An 18,484-nucleotide genomic window follows, 5' to 3' on the forward strand; every position below is an offset into this window, starting at 1 on the left:
CCGGAGCCCTCGTGGCCGAGTGGCTCCAGCACCTCGTCGTGGAACTTCTGGTAGTTGTAGCTGTCCTCGAAGAACCCCCGCGGCGAGGTCCGTCCCTGCGCATACCGGACGGACTGGGGGTTCAGGTAGTCGTCCAGGGAGATCCGGATCACCTCGCAGCCGCACTCGTCCAGCACAGCGGCCAGATCGTTGGCGAAGGTGGTCTTTCCGGCGCCGTCCACCCCGTCGATCCCGACGAGGGTCCGCCCGGTGCGACTGCGGAGCCTGGCTCGCAGCTGCTTCATTCCCGCTGCGGCGTCCAGTCTGGTCACCACATCGCTGTTCATCTCATACACCTCTGGGACTCCCGGCCGGGCCTGGAGCCGGGAGGCTGCTGTCGTTCGCGGGGCCGCGGGGAGCCGCCGGCGCCGCACTGGTGGAGAGGCCCAAACGCCTAGCCTGCCACAGAATCAGGGCGCCGGCTGCGAGGATGACGGCCATCTGCAGCAGTACCCACGGATTGCCGACGCCCGCCTCGCGGTCGAAGATGCCGTCCACGCCGACGAAAGGCAGAAAAACCATCGAGGTGAGGTTGTTCACCACATGGAGGGCGATCGAGCCCTCCAGTCCCCCGGTCTTCCACAGCAGATAGCTGGAGCAGACCGCGAACACCAGGTAGAAGCCGTTCAGCCAGGGGTCACCCGCCCCGTGCAGCAGCATGAACACCACGGCCGTCACCGCTGTCGCCACCACCAGCCCGGCCCGCCGGGACGGGAACCAGGATCCGATCGCGCGCGAGCCCAGACCGCGCAGCGAGATCTCCTCGCCGGCGCACTGCAGCGGCGTGGTGAGCAGGATGGACGCCAGCAGGAACCAGGTCTCGGGCAGGATCGCCAGCCCGTCCAACCCACCGCCGGCCACCGTCTCCACCACCAGGCTCAGCAGGTAGAGCGGGGCGATCACGCCGGTGAACCGCCAGAAGGCACGCCAGCGAAACCTGCCCTCCACCGAGCTGAGCCACCGTACCCGCTGCCCGAAGACGACGCGGTGGGCGGCCCACGCCAGCGGGATGGCGGCCACGATGGTGAGGTTGTTGGCCAGGAAGAGCACCGGGGTGACCTTCAGTTCGCCGGCGGCGAGTTCACTCCAGACCAGGTTGCCCTGGTTCAGGTCGTAGGCCAGCGCCGGGATGGTGAGAGCAAAGCTCGCCAGGAACCACGTGCCGGCGAACATCGCGATCGCCACCAGCGGCTTCCACCAGCGGAAGGCGGGCGCCCGGTAGAACTCGTGGTACTCCCGCTCCACCACCGGCAGGACGGACGGCTTCGCGGCCGCCGGATAGGCGATCGGCGGGTACCAGGGAACCTCGGGTTGGGCCATCTCAGCAGTCCGTCACGCCAGGCCCGGGAACCACAATCCGATCTCCCGTACCGAGGACTCCTCCGAATCGGAGGCGTGCACCAGGTTTTCCCGGTTGGAGAGCGAGAAGTCGCCGCGGATCGTGCCCGGGGCAGCCACCATGCCGTTGGTCGCGCCGTTCATCTGGCGGACGACCTCAATCGCCGACGGGCCCTGCAGCACCAGCGCCACCAGCGGGCCGGAGGTGATGAACTCCCGCAGCGGCGGGTACCACGGCTGCTCGGTGTGGTCGGCGTAGTGCCGGTCGGCCATCGCGCCGTCGATCCGGCGCTGTTCGAGCGCCTCGAGGCGCAACCCCTTGGCCTCGTAGCGGCTCAGGATGGCCCCGGTCAGGCCGCGCCGGACGGCGTCGGGCTTGATCAGGACCAGCGTGCGTTCATCGCTCATGGGCCGAGACTACCGGCTCGCGGGTTCCGCCGATGCCGGCACGAGCCGCCGTCCCAGCACATAGCCGACCACCCAGAGCAGGGCGAAGATCCCGCCCAGCCAGAACATCCACGAGGTGAGGAAACCCAGGCCGATCAGGGCCACCTGGGTGATCCAGCCGAGCACCCAGCCCACCGGACCGCGCAGCAGCGCTGCCGCGGCGAGCGCCACTACCGCCACCACCACCGTGGAACCGACCGCCAGGGCGACGCTGTGCGCCTCCACCTGGACCATGCCGGCGATCGCCAGCAGCGCGATCAGCGCCTCGAACAGCAAGGTGACCATCTGCACCCTGGTCATCGGGTTCTTCGCAGCCAACATCACATGTCCTGATCGTCATCGGCCGGGACGGCGGTCGCCTCGGCGTGGTGCACCAGCAGCGTCCGCGCTTCTCCGGCAGCGTAGACCGAGCCGGCGATCAGGACGCCTGCGCCGGCACCAGCCTCATCGGCCAGCCGGACGGCCTCATCGATCGCCTCCGCCAGCCCCGGGCGGACGCTCACCCGCTCCGGGCCGAACACCTCGGACGCCCGGTCGCCCAGCGCCTCGGGAGTGAGGGCACGGTCACTCCCGGCGATGCCGGTCACCACCACCGAGGTCATCGCCTCCGCGAACACCTCCAGCACCCCCCGGACGTCCTTGTCGGCCATCATCGCCACGACCCCGATCAGCGGGTTGAAGTCGAAGGCCTCGGTGAGCGCGTCAATGGTCGCCCGTGCGCCGTGCGGGTTGTGGCAGGTGTCCAGCACCACGCTCGGAGAGCGCCGCACCACCTCCAGCCGGGCCGGGGCCACGACCGCTTCCAGACCTTCGGCGACCACCTCGGCCGGCAGCGGGCGGCCACCCAGGAAGGCCTCGCAGGCAGCTACCGCCAGCGCGGCGTTGCGCGCCATGTGGGCGCCGAACAGCGGCAGCGCGAGGTCGCCCAGCGGGCCATCGGCGGTCTCCAGCCGCAGGACCTGGCCGCCGACGGCGAGCTGCCGGTCGATCAGGCCGAAGTCGACCCCCTCCAGCGACACCTTCGCGCCGACCTCGGCCGCGCGCGAAATCAGCACCTCCGCCGCCTCCGGCTGCTGGCCGGCCAGGACGGCACTGGCGCCGGGCTTGATGATCCCGGCCTTCTCCGTGGCAATGGCCGTGAGCGTGGTGCCGAGGATCTGGGTGTGGTCGTAGTCGATCGGGCAGATCACCGCCACCTGGGCGTCGGCGACGCTGGTGGCGTCCCAGCCACCACCCATCCCCACCTCGACGACCGCCACGTCCACCGGGGCCTGCGAGAAGGCGACATAGGCCAGGGCGGTCATCACCTCGTAGAAGGTCATCGGCACGCCGTCGAGTTGTTCCTCGCGTCGCTCGTCACGACTCTGGCTCGACTCGGCAGCGCGAGCGAGCTCGTTCTGCTCCCGACCCCCGCGGGTCTGCCGGGCGTCCACGATCTCCACGTAGGGCATCACCTCCTCGACGAGCTCGTCGAAGCGGTCGGCAGCGATCGGCTGGCCGTCGATCACGATCCGTTCGGTGATGTCCTCCAGGTGCGGGCTGGAGAACCGTCCCACCCGCAACCCCAGGCTGCGCAACAGGGTGTCGATGATGATGGCGGTGGAGCCCTTGCCGTTGGTGCCGGCGATCTGGATCACCGGGCAGGCGTCCTGGGGCGAGCCGAGCAGGTCGCACAGCGCCTCGATCCGGGTGAGGCTGCGGGCGATCCGGTGCTCCGGCCACCGGGCGGTCAGCGAGGCGACGATCTCTGCGTGCGAGGGAGGGCTCATGGTGGGCATCAGCCTAACCTCTCCGCGAGCGTCGCCGGCAGACTGATCCAGCGCCGGTCGACGGCCGAACGGCGGCTCGGGAGCAACCGTGGCGGTCTGGCGCCGGATTCGCGTCAGAGCTCACGGCAGCCGGGTTCGCACCGGACGGCGGGCGTGGGCGATGTGACGGCAGTTCCCGGCGGTTCGTAAGATTCACCCCATGACTGACACGCCGCTGATCACCCTGCCCGCCGCGACCACCGCCGGCGCGGGGGTACCGGAGCGTCCGGTGCTGGAAGGGCTGGAGGCGACCTGGGCGCAGCGTTGGCAGGACGAGGGCACCTACGCCTTCGTCCGCCCGGACTCACGCGAGCAGGTGTTCAGCATCGACACTCCCCCGCCGACCGTGTCGGGCTCGCTGCATGTGGGGCACGTGTTCAGCTACACCCACACCGACCTGATCGCCCGCTACCAGCGCATGCAGGGCAAGCAGGTCTTCTACCCGATGGGCTGGGACGACAACGGCCTGCCCACCGAACGACGGGTGCAGAACTACTACGGGGTGCGCTGTGACCCGTCCATCCCCTACGACCCGGACTTCACCCCGCCGGAGAAGCCGGATCCGAAGCGGCAGCTGCCGATCAGCCGGAAGAACTTCATCGAGCTCTGCGTGCGGCTCACCGAGGTGGACGAGCAGGCCTTCGAGGAGCTGTGGCGGCGGCTCGGGTTGAGCGTGGACTGGACGTTGCTCTACTCCACGGTGTCGCCAGCCACCCAGCGGATCTCGCAGTTGGCCTTCGTCCGCAACCATCGCCGCGGCGAGGCCTATCTCGCCGAGGCGCCGACGGTCTGGGATGTGACCTTCCAGACCGCTGTCGCCCAGGCCGAGCAGGAGGCGCGCGACTACCCGGGCTTCTACCACCGGGTGGCCTTCCACCGCCCCGGCGGCGAGCCGGTCTACATCGAGACCACCCGCCCCGAGCTGATTCCCTCGGTCTGCGCGCTGATCGCCCACCCGGACGACGAGCGCTACGCCGGCCTGTTCGGCACCACGGTGACCTCGCCGATCTTCGGCGTGCCGATCCCGGTGCTCGCCCACCCGGCCGCGGAACCGGACAAGGGTGCCGGCATCGCGATGTGCTGCACCTTCGGCGACGCCACCGACGTGCAGTGGTGGCGGGAGCTGCAACTGCCGACCCGCACCGTGATCCAGCGGGACGGCCGGCTGACCGCCGAGACCCCGGACTGGCTGACCAACCCCGGGCCCTACGCCGAGTTGGCCGGCAAGACCTCGTTCTCCGCCCGGGCTGCGATGGTCGACCTGCTGCGCGCCAGTGGCGACCTTGACGGCGAGCCGACGCCGACCTCGCGGAAGGCGAACTTCTATGAGAAGGGCGACAAGCCGCTGGAGATCGTCTCCACCCGGCAGTGGTACATCCGCAACGGTGGCCGGGACGAGGAACTCAAGGCGACCCTGCTCGCCCGGGGCGATGAACTGGCCTGGGTGCCCGAGCACATGCGGCACCGGTATGCCAACTGGGTGAACGGCCTGAACGGCGACTGGCTGATCAGCCGGCAGCGGTTCTTCGGTGTCCCCTTCCCGGTCTGGTACCCGCTGGACGCCGAAGGCGAGCCGGACTACGCCCGTCCGATCATCGCCGCGGAGGATACCCTGCCGGTGGATCCGGCCACCGACGTCCCACCCGGCTACGCCGAGTCGCAGCGCGGTCTGCCGGGCGGCTTCGTCGGCGATCCGGACGTGATGGACACCTGGGCGACCAGCTCGCTCACCCCGCAGCTGGCCTGCGGCTGGGAGGCCGATGACGAGCTGTGGCGGTTGACCTTCCCGATGGACATCGCCCCGCAGGCCCACGAGATCATCCGGACCTGGCTGTTCTCGCGAGTGGTGCGGTCGCACTTTGAGCACGGCCGGCTGCCCTGGCGGCGCGCGACCATCTCCGGCTTCGTGGTGGACCCGGACCGCAAGAAGATGAGCAAGTCCAAGGGCAATGTGGTGGTGCCCACCGAGATCCTGGAGAAGTTCGGCTCCGACGCGGTGCGCTGGCGGGCTGCCATGACCCGGCCCGGCATGGACTCGCCGTTCGAGGAGAGCGGCATGAAGGTCGGCCGCCGGCTGGCCATGAAAGTGCTCAACGCCAGCCGGTTCATCCTGGCGATCGGCTCCGGTGAGGACGTCGCCGCAGTGACCGAGGCCGCCGACCTGGCGATGCTGGCAGCGCTGCGGCAGGTGGTGACCAACGCCACCGACGCCTTCGAGGCCTTCGACTACACCAGTGCGCTGGAGGTGACCGAGAAGTTCTTCTGGCAGTTCTGCGACGACTACCTGGAACTGGTCAAGGAACGGGCCTACGGCGCTGCCGGCGAGGCTGCCGCCGCGTCCGCGCAGGCGGCGTTGCGGCTGGCGCTGGACGTCCTGCTGCGACTGTTCGCACCCTTCCTGCCGTTCGTCACCGAGGAGGTCTGGTCGTGGTGGCGGGAGGGCTCGATCCACCGCAGCACCTGGCCGCTGGCCGGTGACCTGCCCGAGGCTGGTGATGCCAGCCTGCTGGAGGCGATCGCCGCAGCGCTGGTGGGCATCCGCGGCGCCAAGTCGCAGGCGAAGGCGTCGATGAAGACCGAGGTCACGCACGCGGAGTTCACCGGGTCTGCGGAGGTGGTGGCCGCCCTGCAGCAGGTCGAGCGCGACCTGCGGGCGGTCGGCCGGATCACCGGCACGATCGAGTGGACCACGACCGAGGCCCCGCTCGCGGTCAGTATCGATCTCGCCCCGGCTGCACAGTGATCGCAGTCGCCTCCCGGCTCGGCCCGGCGCTCGCCGCCGGGCTGCTGGGGTGCGCGCTGCTGAGCGGGTGCGGTGCCGATCCGGGGCCGCGAGACAGCGGCGGGACGGTGACCGCCCCGGCCGATGTTGACGCCTATGCGCTGCGCCTCGGCGACTGCACCGGGCCGGTCACCACCGGGTCTGCCAGCCGGTTCACGCTGCTGCCCTGTGGCGAGGAGCACTCCTGGGAGGTCTTCGCCGCCACGGACCTGGCTGGCGACGACTTCCCCGGGGCGGTCAAGGTGCAGAGTCAGGCCGAGGCGTTCTGCAACGACCAGTTCACGTCTTTTGTCGGCAAACCGGTGGCTAAGTCCGGCTACCACTTGATCGTCCTGCAGCCCACCAAGCAGACCTGGACCTCCGCCGGCGACCGCGCCGTCACCTGTTTGGCCGGCTCCCGCGACGGCGGTGTCACCGGCACCCTCAAGGGAGCCGCGGCGTAACCTCACGTCCCCGCCTTGAGAGTCAGCCGTGGTTGGACGGGCTACATCAGGTCGAGCAGCACCGGGTCAGCCATCTTGAGCACCGCTGCCCGCGCGGTGGCCGGCGAGGTCGACGCCCGGGCGGCGGCAGCCATCTGCTGACACTGTTCGCGGGTGTGCAGCCGCAGCGCGGTCCGCACCGCAGGCACCTTGGACGGCGCCATCGACAGGCTGGAGACTCCCAACCCGACCAGTACCAGGGCCACCGCCGGGTTGCCGGCGGCCTCGCCGCAGACCCCGACCGGCTTGCCCATCGCCTGGCCGCCCTCGCAGGCGAGCGCGACGACGTCCAGCAGCGCCGGTTCGAACGTGTCCAGCAGGGGGGCGAGCTCGCCCTGCATCCGATCGGCCGCCATGGTGTACTGCGACAGGTCGTTGGTGCCCAGCGACGCGAAGTCGACGTGGTAGAGGATGCCCCGGCTGCGGATCGCCGCCGCCGGCACCTCGATCATCACGCCCACCTTGGGCAGACCGAGGGCGCGCACCCGCTGCGCGAACCAGCTGGCCTCGTCCTGGGTGGCCACCATCGGGGCCATCACCCAGACCTCGGCACCGGTGGCCTGCTGGGCAGCTGCCAACGCCTGCAACTGGGCGTCCATCACGTCGGTGCGGATCATCCCCAGCCGCAGCCCGCGGCGCCCGAGGGCGGGATTCTCCTCCGGCCCGAGGTCGGCGAACTTCAGCGGCTTGTCGGCGCCGGCGTCCAGGGTGCGCACAACCACCTTGCGGTCGCCGAAGGCCTCAAAGACCTCGGTGTAGGTCTTCGTCTGCTCCTCGACGGTCGGCATGGTGTCACGGTCGAGGAAGAGGAACTCGGTACGGAACAGCCCGACCCCCTCCACCGGCTGGGCAGCGGCCTTGCGGGCGTCCGCAACCGTGCCGATGTTGGCAAGCAGTTGGACGGGGTAGCTGTCCTTCGTCGAGCCCTTCCCGGTACCGCCTGCCAGTGCTGCCTCGCGGCGGCGCTTGCGTTCCACCAGCAGTTCCTGCTCCTCCTGGGTCGGGTTGACCGTGACCTCACCGACGCCGCCGTCGAGCGCCACGATCGTGCCGGCCGGCACCTCGGTGATCCCGGACGCCTGTACCACCGCCGGGATTCCGAGCTGGGCGGCCAGGATCGCGGTGTGACTGGTCGGGCCGCCGGCGGCGGTGATGATCCCCAGGCAGGTCTCCGCGGTCAGCGTCGCGGTCTCGGCGGGTGCGAGGTCATGGGCAGCGAGGATGCTGGGCTGGGTGAGTGTCGGGACGCCGGGCTCGGGCTCGCCGAGCAGCCGCGCCACCGTCCGGTCGCGGACGTCGCGCAGGTCGGTCACCCGCTCGGCCATGTACCCGCCGAGCGCCTCGAACATCGCGGCAATCTCCTCGACCGCGGCGGTCACCGCGTTGGCCGGGCCCTTGCCCGCCTTGAGCTGATTCTCGACGCCCATCGCCAGGCCCGGGTCACGGGCCATCATGGCGCCGGCCTCCAGGATCGCGCGGGCGTGGTCGTCGGCGGACGCGGCGCGGGCATCCAGCCCCGCGGCGACCTGCTCCAGCACCGCCTTGACGGCGTCGGTGGCCGCTACCGGATCGGCAGGGACGGGTTCGTCGGCGGGCGCCGCTGGCGCCGGCCGCACGACCACCAGTGGCCCGACCGCCGTCCCGACGCTGACACCGATTCCGTGGAAGGTTCGCGGACCGCTGGAGCCGGACATCGTGACTACTCCGCGTCCAGATCCCGCGAGAGCAGCTCGACCAGAGAGTCGAGCGCCGCATCGGCCCCGTCACCCTCGGCCGAGATGGTCACGGTCTCACCGTGCTTGGCACCCAGCGCCATCACCATCAGGATGCTGCGGGCGTCGACCGGCGATCCGCCCTGTTTGGCGATCGTGACCGGAAGCCCGGTGGCGGTTGCGGCCTGGACGAACAGGGACGCGGGGCGGGCGTGCAGGCCGACCGAGGAAGCAATGGCGACGTCACGGCTTGGCATGGGAACTCCTTCTCTGGACTCCAGGACGTAGGCCCAACTTAGCGCCCGGCGGACTCCCGCGGCGACCCTTCGGCACAGGTCGTCCCACGCGCTGTCACAGCAGCCGGTACGGCCACGCCCAGGAGCCGAGGTCATCTCACCGTGTGTCCGGGCTTGGCAGAGGTAGCCTTGCTCGGTGATGATGTGATTCGTATTATTGCCCGGTCTAGCGAGGGGAGTGCTGGTGGCTGTGGAACCGGCCTCGATGGTGCTCGACATGCTCGCGGACACGATCGACGCACTCAACAAGGGTCGCTCGGCCGACGCCACGGTGATCGAGCACCTGGCCCAGGCCATCGGAGCCGAGTCTGCCGTCAGCGTCTACTACGACGTGGACGAGGACGAGTCCTTCGAGGTGATCGCCACCGTCCCTGATGAGCAGACGGCGCATCCGCTGCTGGACTACGTCAGCCACAGCGCCCACGAACTCGAAGGGCACCATTTCACGATCGCCGAGGCTGACGGCCTCGGCCACGTCGTCTGCGTCCTGATCCGTCCCCAGGACGAGTCCACTCCGCCCGAGGGCTTCGGCCGGATCATCGCCCTCAACCGTGCCGAACCCTACGACGACGACACCCTGCGGATGCTGCACCGGGCCTGCCGCCCGCTGACCGTGCTGTGGCCGCGCGCGGCCCAGGCCTATGCCCAGGAGCGCGCTGCCAGCGATGATCTCAACATCACCGAGCGGGAGCGGCAGGTGCTGGAACTGCTGGCCCGTGGCCTGCTGGCCACCTCCATCGCCTCCCGGCTCAACCTGTCGCCGCGGACCGTGCACAAGCACCTCGGCAATATCTACCGCAAGCTCGGGGTGCACGACCGGCTGGTGGCGGTCGGGGTTGCCCGGGCTCACGGGCTGCTGCCGGAATCGGCGACGGTGTCCGCCTCGGCTCGCCCGGCGGGCGGCCAGCACTCCTGACCAGCAGCCGGCGTTCCTGACCAGGGGTACCCCCAGGCTTGGCCGAAGCGGGCCTCGGCTGAGGCGGAGCTGTCAGGCTCAGGCGCTCTTCTCGCGGCGCGCCAACTGCGCCCGGGAGACCAGTTGGGGCGCGACGCCGCTGGTGACGACGTCGGCGTCCACCAGCACTTGCGCCACCTGCTCGTCGCTGGGGACGTGATACATCACGTTCAGCAGGATCTCCTCCAGGATCGACCGCAGTCCACGGGCGCCGATGCCGCGCCGCAGCGCCATCTCGGCGATCGCCGCGATCGCCGGGTCGGAGAACTCCAGGTCGACCCCGTCCAACTCGAAGAGCTTGCGGAACTGCTTGATCAGCGCGTTCTTCGGCTCGACCAGGATGCGGGTCAGCGCAGTGGAGTCCAGCGCCTCGACGGTGGAGATCATGGGCAACCGTCCGATGAACTCCGGAATCAGCCCGAACTTGTGCAGGTCTTCGGGCCGAACCTCCTCGAACGGATTGTTGGAGGCCTGCTTGCGGACGCCCGGGTCGTTGTTGAAGCCCAGCGGGCGCTTGCCCACCCGGGCATTGATGATCTCCTCCAGGCCGGCGAAGGCACCACCGACGATGAACAGGATGTTCGTGGTGTCGATCTGGATGAACTCCTGGTGGGGGTGCTTGCGTCCGCCCTGCGGCGGCACCGACGCCGTGGTGCCCTCCAGGATCTTCAGCAGCGCCTGCTGCACGCCCTCACCGGAGACATCGCGGGTGATCGACGGGTTCTCGCTCTTGCGGGCCACCTTGTCGATCTCGTCGATGTAGATGATGCCGGTCTCGGCCTTCTTGACGTCGTAGTCGGCAGCCTGGATCAGCTTCAGCAGGATGTTCTCCACGTCCTCACCGACGTAACCGGCCTCGGTCAGCGCGGTGGCGTCGGCCATCGCGAAGGGGACGTTGAGCATCCGCGCCAGGGTCTGGGCCAGATAGGTCTTGCCACAGCCGGTGGGACCGATCAGCAGGATGTTCGACTTGCCGAGTTCGACCAGTTCGTCGTCGGCCACCCGGCGGGCCGGGCCCGAAGCCTGGGCCTGAACCCGCTTGTAGTGGTTGTAGACCGCGACCGAGAGGGCCTTCTTGGCCATCTCCTGGCCGATCACGTAGGAATCCAGGAAGGCGCAGATCTCCTTCGGCTTGGGCAGTTCGTCGAGCAGCCCCACCTCGGGAGTCTCGGAGAACTCCTCCTCGATGATCTCGTTGCACAGGTCGATGCACTCGTCACAGATGTAGACACCTGGACCAGCGATCAGCTTCTTGACCTGCTTCTGGCTCTTGCCGCAGAAAGAGCACTTCAGCAGGTCAGAGGTCTCTCCGATGCGAGCCACGCGCCATTCCCCTTTCCGGTGGATCCACCCTAGTCGCCGAGGAGGCGAATCCGACTGGACTCGCCCGCCGCCGCGCTCAGCGCGGCGCGTCCTTCAGCGAGGTGAGGATGTCGTCGACGATGCCGTACTCGACTGCCTCCTCGGCGGTCAGGTACTTGTCGCGTTCAATGTCCTTGCTGATCTTCTCCGTGCTCTGACCGGTGTCGGCTGCCAGCATGCCCTCCATCAGCGAGCGGATCCGGAGGATCTCCCTGGCCTGGATCTCCAGGTCGGAGGACTGCCCGTAGCCGCCCTCGGTGGCCGGCTGGTGGATCAGGATGCGGCTGTTCGGCAGCGCCAGCCGCTTTCCCTTGGTGCCGGCGGCGAGCAGGACGGCGGCCGCGGACGCGGCCTGGCCCAGGCAGACGGTCTGCACATCGGGCTTGATGTAGCGCATCGTGTCGTAGATCGCGGTCAGCGCGGTGAAGGAGCCGCCGGGCGAGTTGATGTACATGCTGATCTGGCGTTCGGGGTCCATCGACTGCAGGCAGAGCAGCTGCGCCATCACCGCATTGGCGATGTCGTCGCTGATCGGGGTGCCGAGGAAGATGATCCGGTCCTCGAAGAGCTTGGTGTACGGATCGACCCGGCGGACGCCGTAGCTCGTCCGTTCCTCCCACTGCGGGATGTAGTAGTCCATCGAGGGACCGGCCGGGGCGAGGCCACCGGGCAGCACAGGTGTGGTCATGGCAGGCCTACTCACTTGTTCGGGGCGGACGAGGTGATCTGCGACGCACGTTCGAAGACGTGGTCGATGAAGCCGTACTCCAGCGCCTGCTCGGCGGTGAACCACCGGTCGCGGTCAGAGTCGGCCTCGATCTGCTCCACCGTCTGTCCGGTGTGCTCGGCGATCAGCCCCGACATCGTCTTCTTGATGTGCAAGCTCTGCTCGGCCTGGATCCGGATGTCGGAGGCAGTACCACCCAGACCACCGGACGGCTGGTGCATCATGATCCGGCTGTGCGGCAGGGCGAACCGCTTGCCCTTGGTACCGGCGCTGAGCAGGAACTGGCCCATCGACGCGGCCAGGCCCATCGCCACCGTCGCGACATCGTTGGAGATCCACTGCATGGTATCGAAGATCGCCATGCCGGAGTCCACCGAGCCGCCGGGGCTGTTGATGTAGAGGTAGATGTCCTTGCCGGGATCCTCGGCGTTGAGCAGCAGCATCTGCGCACAGATGGCGTTGGCGTTCTCGTCGCGCACCTCGGAGCCGAGGAAGATGATCCGGTTGGCCAACAGCGCCTGGTACACCGAGTCGGTCATCCCGGCAGGGCTGACGCCGGCGGCCATCGTGAGGCCGCGGGTGAGGGGTCGGAAATCAGTCACGAAAGTGAACCTACCCGCTCGGTCCGACGATCCGGTGGTGTCCGGGCGCCTGTTCGCTGACGGCGCAGCCCGGCAGGCGGCTGTGCGAACTACCGCGGCTGCCTGCCGGCCCGCAGGATGCCGCGTCGCAGGTCTGCCGAGCAGCGTCGCGCCGAGGTGTGACGCAATCCTGCCGCTCGATGACCCTCAGCGGGCAGATCGGCCGCCGAGGCAGGATCGACCTGCAGGATTGCGACATCGCCCTCCAGGGCCGGACATGCGACAGGGCCGCCCGCGGTGGACGGCCCTGTCGGTGGGACCGGCTACTCGGCGGTGGCCTCGTCCTCGGTCTGATCGACACCACCGGAGACGTCGACCGGGTTGCCGGCGGCGTCGGTGACGGTCGCCGCGGCCACCACCACTGCCAGCGCCTTGTTGCGGCGGATCTCCTGCATCCAGGCCATGGTGTGGTTGTGCTCCATCATGTGCTGGGCCTCCTGCTCCGGAGTGGTCCCGGCCTGGGCGGCCTTGCGCACCAGCAGCTCGGACAGGTCGGCCTGCTCGACACCGACCTCGGCGTCGTCGGCGATCTTGTCGAGGATCAGCTGAGCCTTCAGGCCGCGCTCGGTCGAGGTCTCCAGCTCGGCCCAGAACTCCTCCGGGGTCTTGGCCTCCTCGTCGGCCCGCTCCAGGTAGCGCTCCAGCGACAGCCCGGCGCGCTTCAGCTGCTCGTTGATCTGCTCCTTGCGGGCCTCGATCTCTCCGGTCAGCAGGTGCTCGGGCAGTTCCAGCTCGGTGGCATCGACCAGTGCCTCCAGCACCTTGTCGCGGCCCTTGGCTGCCTGCTCCAGCGTGGCCAGCTCGGCGACCGAGGAGGCCAGATCGTCCTTCATCTCCTCGACGGTGTCGAACTCTGACACCAGCTGCGCGAAGTCGTCGTCCACCTCGGGCAGTTCCTGCTCGGAGACCTTGGTGACGGTGACGGTGATGTCGGCCGGCTCGCCCTCCAGCGGGCCGCCGACCAGCGTGGAGGAGAACTCCGCCGACTCGCCGGCCGCCAGCCCGGTGACCGCCTCGTCCAGCCCGTCCAGCATGCCGCCGCTGCCGATCTTGTAGGTGATGCCCTCGGCGGTGGCGTCCTCCAGGGTCTCGCCGTCACGGGCGCCGACCAGGTTGATCGTCACGACATCGCCCTCGGCTGCCGGACGGTCGACCTCGGTGGTGGTGGCAAAGCGGCTGCGCAGCACCTCGATGCGCTCGGCCACCTCCGCATCGGTGTCGGGCAGTTCGTCGACCGTGACGCTCACGCCTGCGAAGTCGGGCACCTCGAAGTCGGGACGGACGTCCACCTCGGCGGTGAACTCGACCAGGTCACCGTCCTCGAGCTTGGTGACCTCGACCTCGGGCTCGCCCAACGGGATGATCTCAGCCTCGTTCACCGCCGTCTCGTAGGCGCTCGGCAGGGCGGCGTTGATCGCCTCCTGCAGCACAGCGCCGCGGCCGAACCGCTGGTCGATCACCAGCGCCGGCACCTTGCCCTTCCGGAAGCCAGGGATGGTGACCTGCTGGGCGATCTCGCGGTAGGCCTTGTCGAGGTGGGGCTTGAGAACGCTGAAGGGAATTTCGACGGTGAGCTTCACCCGGGACGAACCGAGCTTCTCCACGGTGCTGGGCAAGAGAGGACTCCTGATCGGAAGTAGACAGACTGGGTAATCCTAGCCAGCGGACGGCCTCAGGTCACACTGGGCGGCTGGCGACCCTCGTTGCCCGAAGTGGGCCTGCCGGCCCTTTCATCAGGTGGACCCGTGACCGGACAGTTGCCAGGCCGGCTCCGGGCTGGTTGATTGTTGTCCGAGAGCCAGCGGCCATGGCCTTCGCGATGCCGCCCGTCAAGGAGAAACGATGACTTCACCCACGCCCAGCGCCCCCGTCACTGCCACGGCCGACATCGGTGTGGTGGGAATGGCGGTGATGGGGAGCAACCTGGCCCGCAACCTCGCCCATCACGGGTACACGGTCGCGGTGTTCAACCGCACCTACGCCCGCACGGTGGAGGTGATGGCGGCACACGGGTCGGAGGGTGCGTTCGTGCCGTCAGAGCGGCTGGAGGATTTCGTGGCGAGTCTGAAGCGGCCGCGCAAGGTGATCATCATGGTGCAGGCCGGGGCAGGCACCGACGCGGTGATCGATGCGCTGGTGCCACTGCTGTCGGACGGCGACATCATCGTGGACGGCGGCAACGCGCACTTCCCCGACACCATCCGGCGAGAGGCGGCAGCACGCGCGGCCGGGTTGCACTTCGTGGGTTCGGGGATCTCCGGTGGTGAGGAGGGCGCGCTGACCGGGCCGGCGATCATGCCGGGCGGAACGGTCGAGGCCTACGCCGAGCTGGGCCCGATCCTGGAAGACATCGCTGCGCACGTGGACGGCGTGCCGTGCTGCACCCATATTGGTCCGGACGGTGCGGGCCATTTCGTGAAGATGGTGCACAACGGCATCGAGTACGCCGACATGCAGTTGATCGGCGAGGCCTACGACCTGCTGCGGAACGGACTGGGCGCGAGCCCGGCTGAACTGGCGGAGATCTTCGCCGAGTGGAACAGCGGAGATCTGGAATCCTTCCTGATCGAGATCACCGCCGAAGTGCTGTCCCAGGTCGACGCCACCACCGGCACGCCGTTCATCGACATCGTGGTGGATCAGGCCGGGCAGAAGGGCACCGGACGCTGGACCGTCCAGAACGCCCTCGAACTCGGCATTCCGGTGACCGGGATCGCCGAGGCCACCTTCGCCCGTGCACTGTCCAGCGCGCTGCCGCAGCGCGAGGCCGCCCGCGCCGCCTTCGGCACCGGCTCCGGGTCGTGGCAGATCGACGACCGGGCCGGCTTCATCGAGCAGGTGCGCCAAGCCCTGTACGCGTCCAAGGTGGTCGCCTACTCCCAGGGTTTCGACCAGATCCAGGCCGCGTCCGCGTTGTACGGCTGGAACGTCAAGCGGGGCGATCTGGCACGGATCTGGCGGGGCGGGTGCATCATCCGGGCCCGCTTCCTCAACCGGATCACCGAGGCCTACGAACGCGACCCCGACCTGCCCCTGCTGATCGGCGACGAGTACTTCGCCGAGGTGGTCACCACCGGGCTACCGGCCTGGCGCACCGTCGTCGCCCAGGCCGCACTGCACGGCGTCCCCACCCCGGCATTCGCGTCCTGCCTGTCCTACTTCGACGGGCTGCGCGCGGCCCGCTCGACAGCTGCCCTGATCCAGGGGCAGCGCGACCTGTTCGGCGCCCACACCTACCAGCGCGTCGACCGGCCCGGCAGCTTCCACACCCGCTGGGTCGGCGACCACACCGAGATCGAGGTGGGCTGAGCGCAGACCTCAACCCAGCGCCGCTCGCAGCCGGGCCGCGTACTCGGCGGCCTCGCCGTCGGCGTACCTGGTCCGCGGCCAGAAGAAGCCGCGCAGGCCGTCCCCCTTCGTCCGTGGGACGACGTGGACGTGCAGGTGCGGCACCGACTGGCTGACGACAGTGTTGACCGCGGTGAAGCTGCCGCCGGCACCCAGCCCGGCGACCACCGCCGCGGCGACCCGTTGCACGACGCCGAAGACCGGAGCCAGCAGTTCGGCCGGAAGGTCCGGCAGGGTCTCGATGTGGTCGACCGGGCTGACCAGCACGTGCCCCTTGAACAGCGGACGGTGGTCCAGGAAGGCGACCACCTGGTCGTCCCGCCACACGCACTCGGTTGGTACCGTCCCGGCGGCGATGTCACAGATGACGCAACTCACCCCGCGAACCTAGCAGCCCGCCCACCGGGGCCCGCTGCCCCAGAACAGCCGGCGGTAGTGTGGCGGACGTGACTGCCTTCGACCTCGACTTGACCATCCGCCCTCAGGACGACCTCTACCGCCACGTCAACGGACCCTGGCTGGCCACCGCACAGATCCCGGACGACAAGCCCGCCACCGGCGCCTTCAACGAGCTGCGGGATGCCGCCGAGGTGGCGATCCGGGATATCGTCACCGGCCTGTCCGGCTCCGAGCCGGGCTCTGAGGCGGCCAAGGTCGAGCACCTCTACGGCTCGTTCATGGACAGCGAGCGGGTCGACTACCTCGGCCTGGAGCCCCTGGCGCCGCTGCTGGCCGAGATCGACGCGATCGCCTCGCTGGACGACCTGTTCGGCTACTTCGCCCGCAGCCTGCGCCGCGGCACCGGCGCTCCGTTCACTCTCGACATCGACTCCGACCCGGGCGACCCGAGCCGGTACGCCCTGTTCCTCTACCAGGACGGCATCGGCCTGCCGGACGAGGAGTACTTCCGCCTCGAGCAGCACGCCTCGGTACTGACCTCCTACCGCGACCATGTCGACCAGACGATGACCATGGCCGGGCTGACCGCGAGCGCCTCCCCGGTGGTCGTCGGGCTGGAGGCCGAGGTCGCCGGCCACCACTGGGACAAGGTGCGCACCCGTGACCTGGTGGCGCTGTACAACCCGACCCCGCTGGCCGACCTCGACGCTACCGGCCTGCCCTGGAGCGCCATCCTGGCCGCCGCCGGGGTGCCGATCGACAGCCTCGACACGGTGATCGTCGCCCAGCCCTCTTTCGTCGAGGCGCTGCCGGGCCTGCTGACCCCCTCCCGGCTGGAGGACTGGAAGGCCTGGGCGCGCTGGACGCTGGTGTCCTCGATGTCGCCCTACCTGCCCGACGCGATGGCGCAGAACCGGTTCGACTTCTACGGCACCGTCCTGCAGGGCACCCCGGTGATGCGGGACCGCTGGAAGCGCGGCGTCGACCTGGTCGAGCGCTTCCTCGGCGAGGCGGTCGGCAAGCTGTACGTCGAGCGGCACTTCTCGCCGGTCGCCAAGCAGCGGATGGACGTCCTGGTCGCCAACCTGATCGAGGCCTACCGGTCCTCGATCGGCAGCCTCGACTGGATGACCGACCAGACCCGCGCCGAGGCGCTGCACAAATTGTCGAAGTTCACCCCGAAGATCGGCTACCCGGAGATCTGGAAGGACTACTCCGGGCTGGAGATCGTCCCCGACGACCTGTTCGGCAACGTGCTGCGAGCCCACGAGTTCGTCGTCGCCGACGAGATCTCCAAGCTGGGCGGGCCGATCCGCCGCCACGAATGGCTGATGACCCCGCAGACCGTCAACGCCTACTACCACCCGCTGCGCAACGAGATCGTCTTCCCGGCCGCGATCCTGCAGCCGCCGTTCTTCGATCCCGAGGCCGACGATGCGGTCAACTACGGCGGTATCGGTGCAGTGATCGGCCACGAGATCGGCCATGGCTTCGACGACCAGGGGTCCAGCTGCGACGGGGACGGACGGCTGCGCGACTGGTGGACGCCCGCCGACAAGGACGCCTTCACCGCCCGCACTACGGCTCTGGTCGCCCAGTACGACGCGCTCTGTCCCGCGCAGCTGCCCGACGTCCACGTCAACGGCTCGCTCACCCTGGGCGAGAACATCGGCGACCTGGGCGGCGCGGGCATCGCCTACCAGGCATGGCGGCTGGCCACCGGCGGGGTCGAGCCCGAGCCGATCGACGGGCTCACCGGCGCCCAGCGCTTCTTCCTCTCCTATGGCCGGATCTGGCAGAGCAAGACCCGCGACGAGGCCCTCGCCCAGCGGGTCGCCACCGACCCCCACTCACCCAACGAGTTCCGGGCCAACCAGGTGGTGCGCAACATCGACGCCTTCTACTCCGCCTTCGGGGTCACCGAGGCCGACGCGGCCTGGCTGCCGGCGCAGCAGCGGGTCAGCATCTGGTGAGCCGGAGCGGCCGGTCGAGACTGCGGTGAACCTTGCCGACGGGCCCGGCTGTGACCGGCAGGGGAAACACCGCCCGTGACGGGGCCGGGCCACCCGCTCCTGCTGCCGCGGCGGAGCGGCTGTGAGGACTGGGTAGGCTGGAAGGCGTTCGTGTCGCTGCAGCGCCTCCACCTCC

At 69.2% G+C, this 18,484-nt stretch carries 15 protein-coding genes and 2 pseudogenes; 5 read left to right on the top strand and 12 right to left on the bottom strand.

The genetic code is table 11. The features are described 5' to 3' along the window. The 5 genes and pseudogenes from VB080_RS04705 to VB080_RS04725 form a co-directional block, all read right to left on the bottom strand. Positions 1–326, bottom strand: a pseudogene (locus VB080_RS04705) (hypothetical protein); the annotation flags it as partial. Between the two features lies 1 nt (position 327). Further along, positions 328–1,359 carry a CPBP family intramembrane glutamic endopeptidase gene (locus tag VB080_RS04710; RefSeq protein WP_323417278.1) on the bottom strand — a complete coding sequence of 344 codons (1,032 nt, stop codon included), beginning with the start codon at positions 1,357–1,359 and terminating at the stop codon, positions 328–330. A gap of 12 nt (positions 1,360–1,371) precedes the next feature. Next, positions 1,372–1,785, bottom strand: coding sequence for a nucleoside-diphosphate kinase (gene ndk / locus VB080_RS04715; protein WP_323417279.1), 414 nt, complete (start codon positions 1,783–1,785; stop codon positions 1,372–1,374). A gap of 9 nt (positions 1,786–1,794) precedes the next feature. After that, the gene (locus VB080_RS04720) at positions 1,795–2,145 is read right to left on the bottom strand and encodes a DUF4233 domain-containing protein (RefSeq protein ID WP_323417280.1); all 351 of its coding nucleotides are present in this window, start codon (positions 2,143–2,145) and stop codon (positions 1,795–1,797) included. Then, positions 2,145–3,593, bottom strand: a complete 1,449-nt coding sequence (locus VB080_RS04725) for a folylpolyglutamate synthase/dihydrofolate synthase family protein (protein ID WP_323417281.1) — start codon at positions 3,591–3,593, stop codon at positions 2,145–2,147. The genes VB080_RS04720 and VB080_RS04725 overlap by 1 nt, the downstream gene beginning before the upstream one ends. 199 nt (positions 3,594–3,792) lie before the next feature. Between VB080_RS04725 and valS the strand changes: the two genes are divergently transcribed. Both valS and VB080_RS04735 read left to right on the top strand, forming a co-directional pair. Next, the gene (gene valS / locus VB080_RS04730; RefSeq protein ID WP_323417282.1) at positions 3,793–6,375 is read left to right on the top strand and encodes a valine--tRNA ligase; all 2,583 of its coding nucleotides are present in this window, start codon (positions 3,793–3,795) and stop codon (positions 6,373–6,375) included. Beyond that, positions 6,372–6,857 carry a septum formation family protein gene (locus VB080_RS04735; RefSeq protein ID WP_323417283.1) on the top strand — a complete coding sequence of 162 codons (486 nt, stop codon included), beginning with the start codon at positions 6,372–6,374 and terminating at the stop codon, positions 6,855–6,857. The genes valS and VB080_RS04735 overlap by 4 nt, the downstream gene beginning before the upstream one ends. 41 nt (positions 6,858–6,898) lie before the next feature. Here VB080_RS04735 and ptsP read toward each other — a convergent pair whose 3' ends face one another. Both ptsP and VB080_RS04745 read right to left on the bottom strand, forming a co-directional pair. After that, complete coding sequence (gene ptsP / locus VB080_RS04740; RefSeq protein WP_323417284.1) at positions 6,899–8,590, bottom strand: phosphoenolpyruvate--protein phosphotransferase; 1,692 nt, start codon at positions 8,588–8,590, stop codon at positions 6,899–6,901. A 5-nt stretch (positions 8,591–8,595) separates the two neighbouring features. After that, on the bottom strand, positions 8,596–8,865 hold the full coding sequence (locus tag VB080_RS04745) for an HPr family phosphocarrier protein (RefSeq protein ID WP_323417285.1): 270 nt from the start codon (positions 8,863–8,865) through the stop codon (positions 8,596–8,598). Positions 8,866–9,088: 223 nt separating this feature from the next. On the opposite strand from VB080_RS04745, the gene VB080_RS04750 reads away from it, so the two are divergent. Further along, the gene (locus VB080_RS04750; protein WP_323417286.1) at positions 9,089–9,820 is read left to right on the top strand and encodes a helix-turn-helix transcriptional regulator; all 732 of its coding nucleotides are present in this window, start codon (positions 9,089–9,091) and stop codon (positions 9,818–9,820) included. A gap of 78 nt (positions 9,821–9,898) precedes the next feature. On the opposite strand, the gene clpX is transcribed toward VB080_RS04750, so the two are convergent. From clpX to tig, 4 genes and pseudogenes are all read right to left on the bottom strand, one after another. Next, positions 9,899–11,182, bottom strand: a complete 1,284-nt coding sequence (clpX, locus tag VB080_RS04755) for an ATP-dependent Clp protease ATP-binding subunit ClpX (RefSeq protein ID WP_323417287.1) — start codon at positions 11,180–11,182, stop codon at positions 9,899–9,901. Positions 11,183–11,258: 76 nt separating this feature from the next. Further along, positions 11,259–11,909, bottom strand: a complete 651-nt coding sequence (locus tag VB080_RS04760) for an ATP-dependent Clp protease proteolytic subunit (RefSeq protein ID WP_323417288.1) — start codon at positions 11,907–11,909, stop codon at positions 11,259–11,261. An 11-nt stretch (positions 11,910–11,920) separates the two neighbouring features. Continuing rightward, on the bottom strand, positions 11,921–12,514 hold the full coding sequence (locus VB080_RS04765) for an ATP-dependent Clp protease proteolytic subunit (RefSeq protein WP_323417392.1): 594 nt from the start codon (positions 12,512–12,514) through the stop codon (positions 11,921–11,923). A 341-nt stretch (positions 12,515–12,855) separates the two neighbouring features. Continuing rightward, positions 12,856–14,205: pseudogene (gene tig / locus VB080_RS04770) on the bottom strand (trigger factor); the annotation flags it as partial. Between the two features lie 226 nt (positions 14,206–14,431). Here tig and gndA point away from each other — a divergent pair. Further along, complete coding sequence (gene gndA, locus VB080_RS04775) at positions 14,432–15,898, top strand: NADP-dependent phosphogluconate dehydrogenase (protein ID WP_323417289.1); 1,467 nt, start codon at positions 14,432–14,434, stop codon at positions 15,896–15,898. 9 nt (positions 15,899–15,907) lie between these two features. On the opposite strand, the gene VB080_RS04780 is transcribed toward gndA, so the two are convergent. Then, complete coding sequence (locus VB080_RS04780) at positions 15,908–16,315, bottom strand: HIT family protein (RefSeq protein WP_323417290.1); 408 nt, start codon at positions 16,313–16,315, stop codon at positions 15,908–15,910. Between the two features lie 68 nt (positions 16,316–16,383). On the opposite strand from VB080_RS04780, the gene VB080_RS04785 reads away from it, so the two are divergent. Further along, entirely contained in the window at positions 16,384–18,309 is a 1,926-nt protein-coding gene (locus tag VB080_RS04785) for a M13 family metallopeptidase (RefSeq protein ID WP_323417291.1), read from the top strand. Positions 18,310–18,484: the final 175 nt, after the last annotated feature.

The sequence above is a fragment of the Propionicimonas sp. genome, assembly GCF_034927565.1.
Classification (GTDB): Bacteria; Actinomycetota; Actinomycetes; order Propionibacteriales; family Propionibacteriaceae; genus Propionicimonas.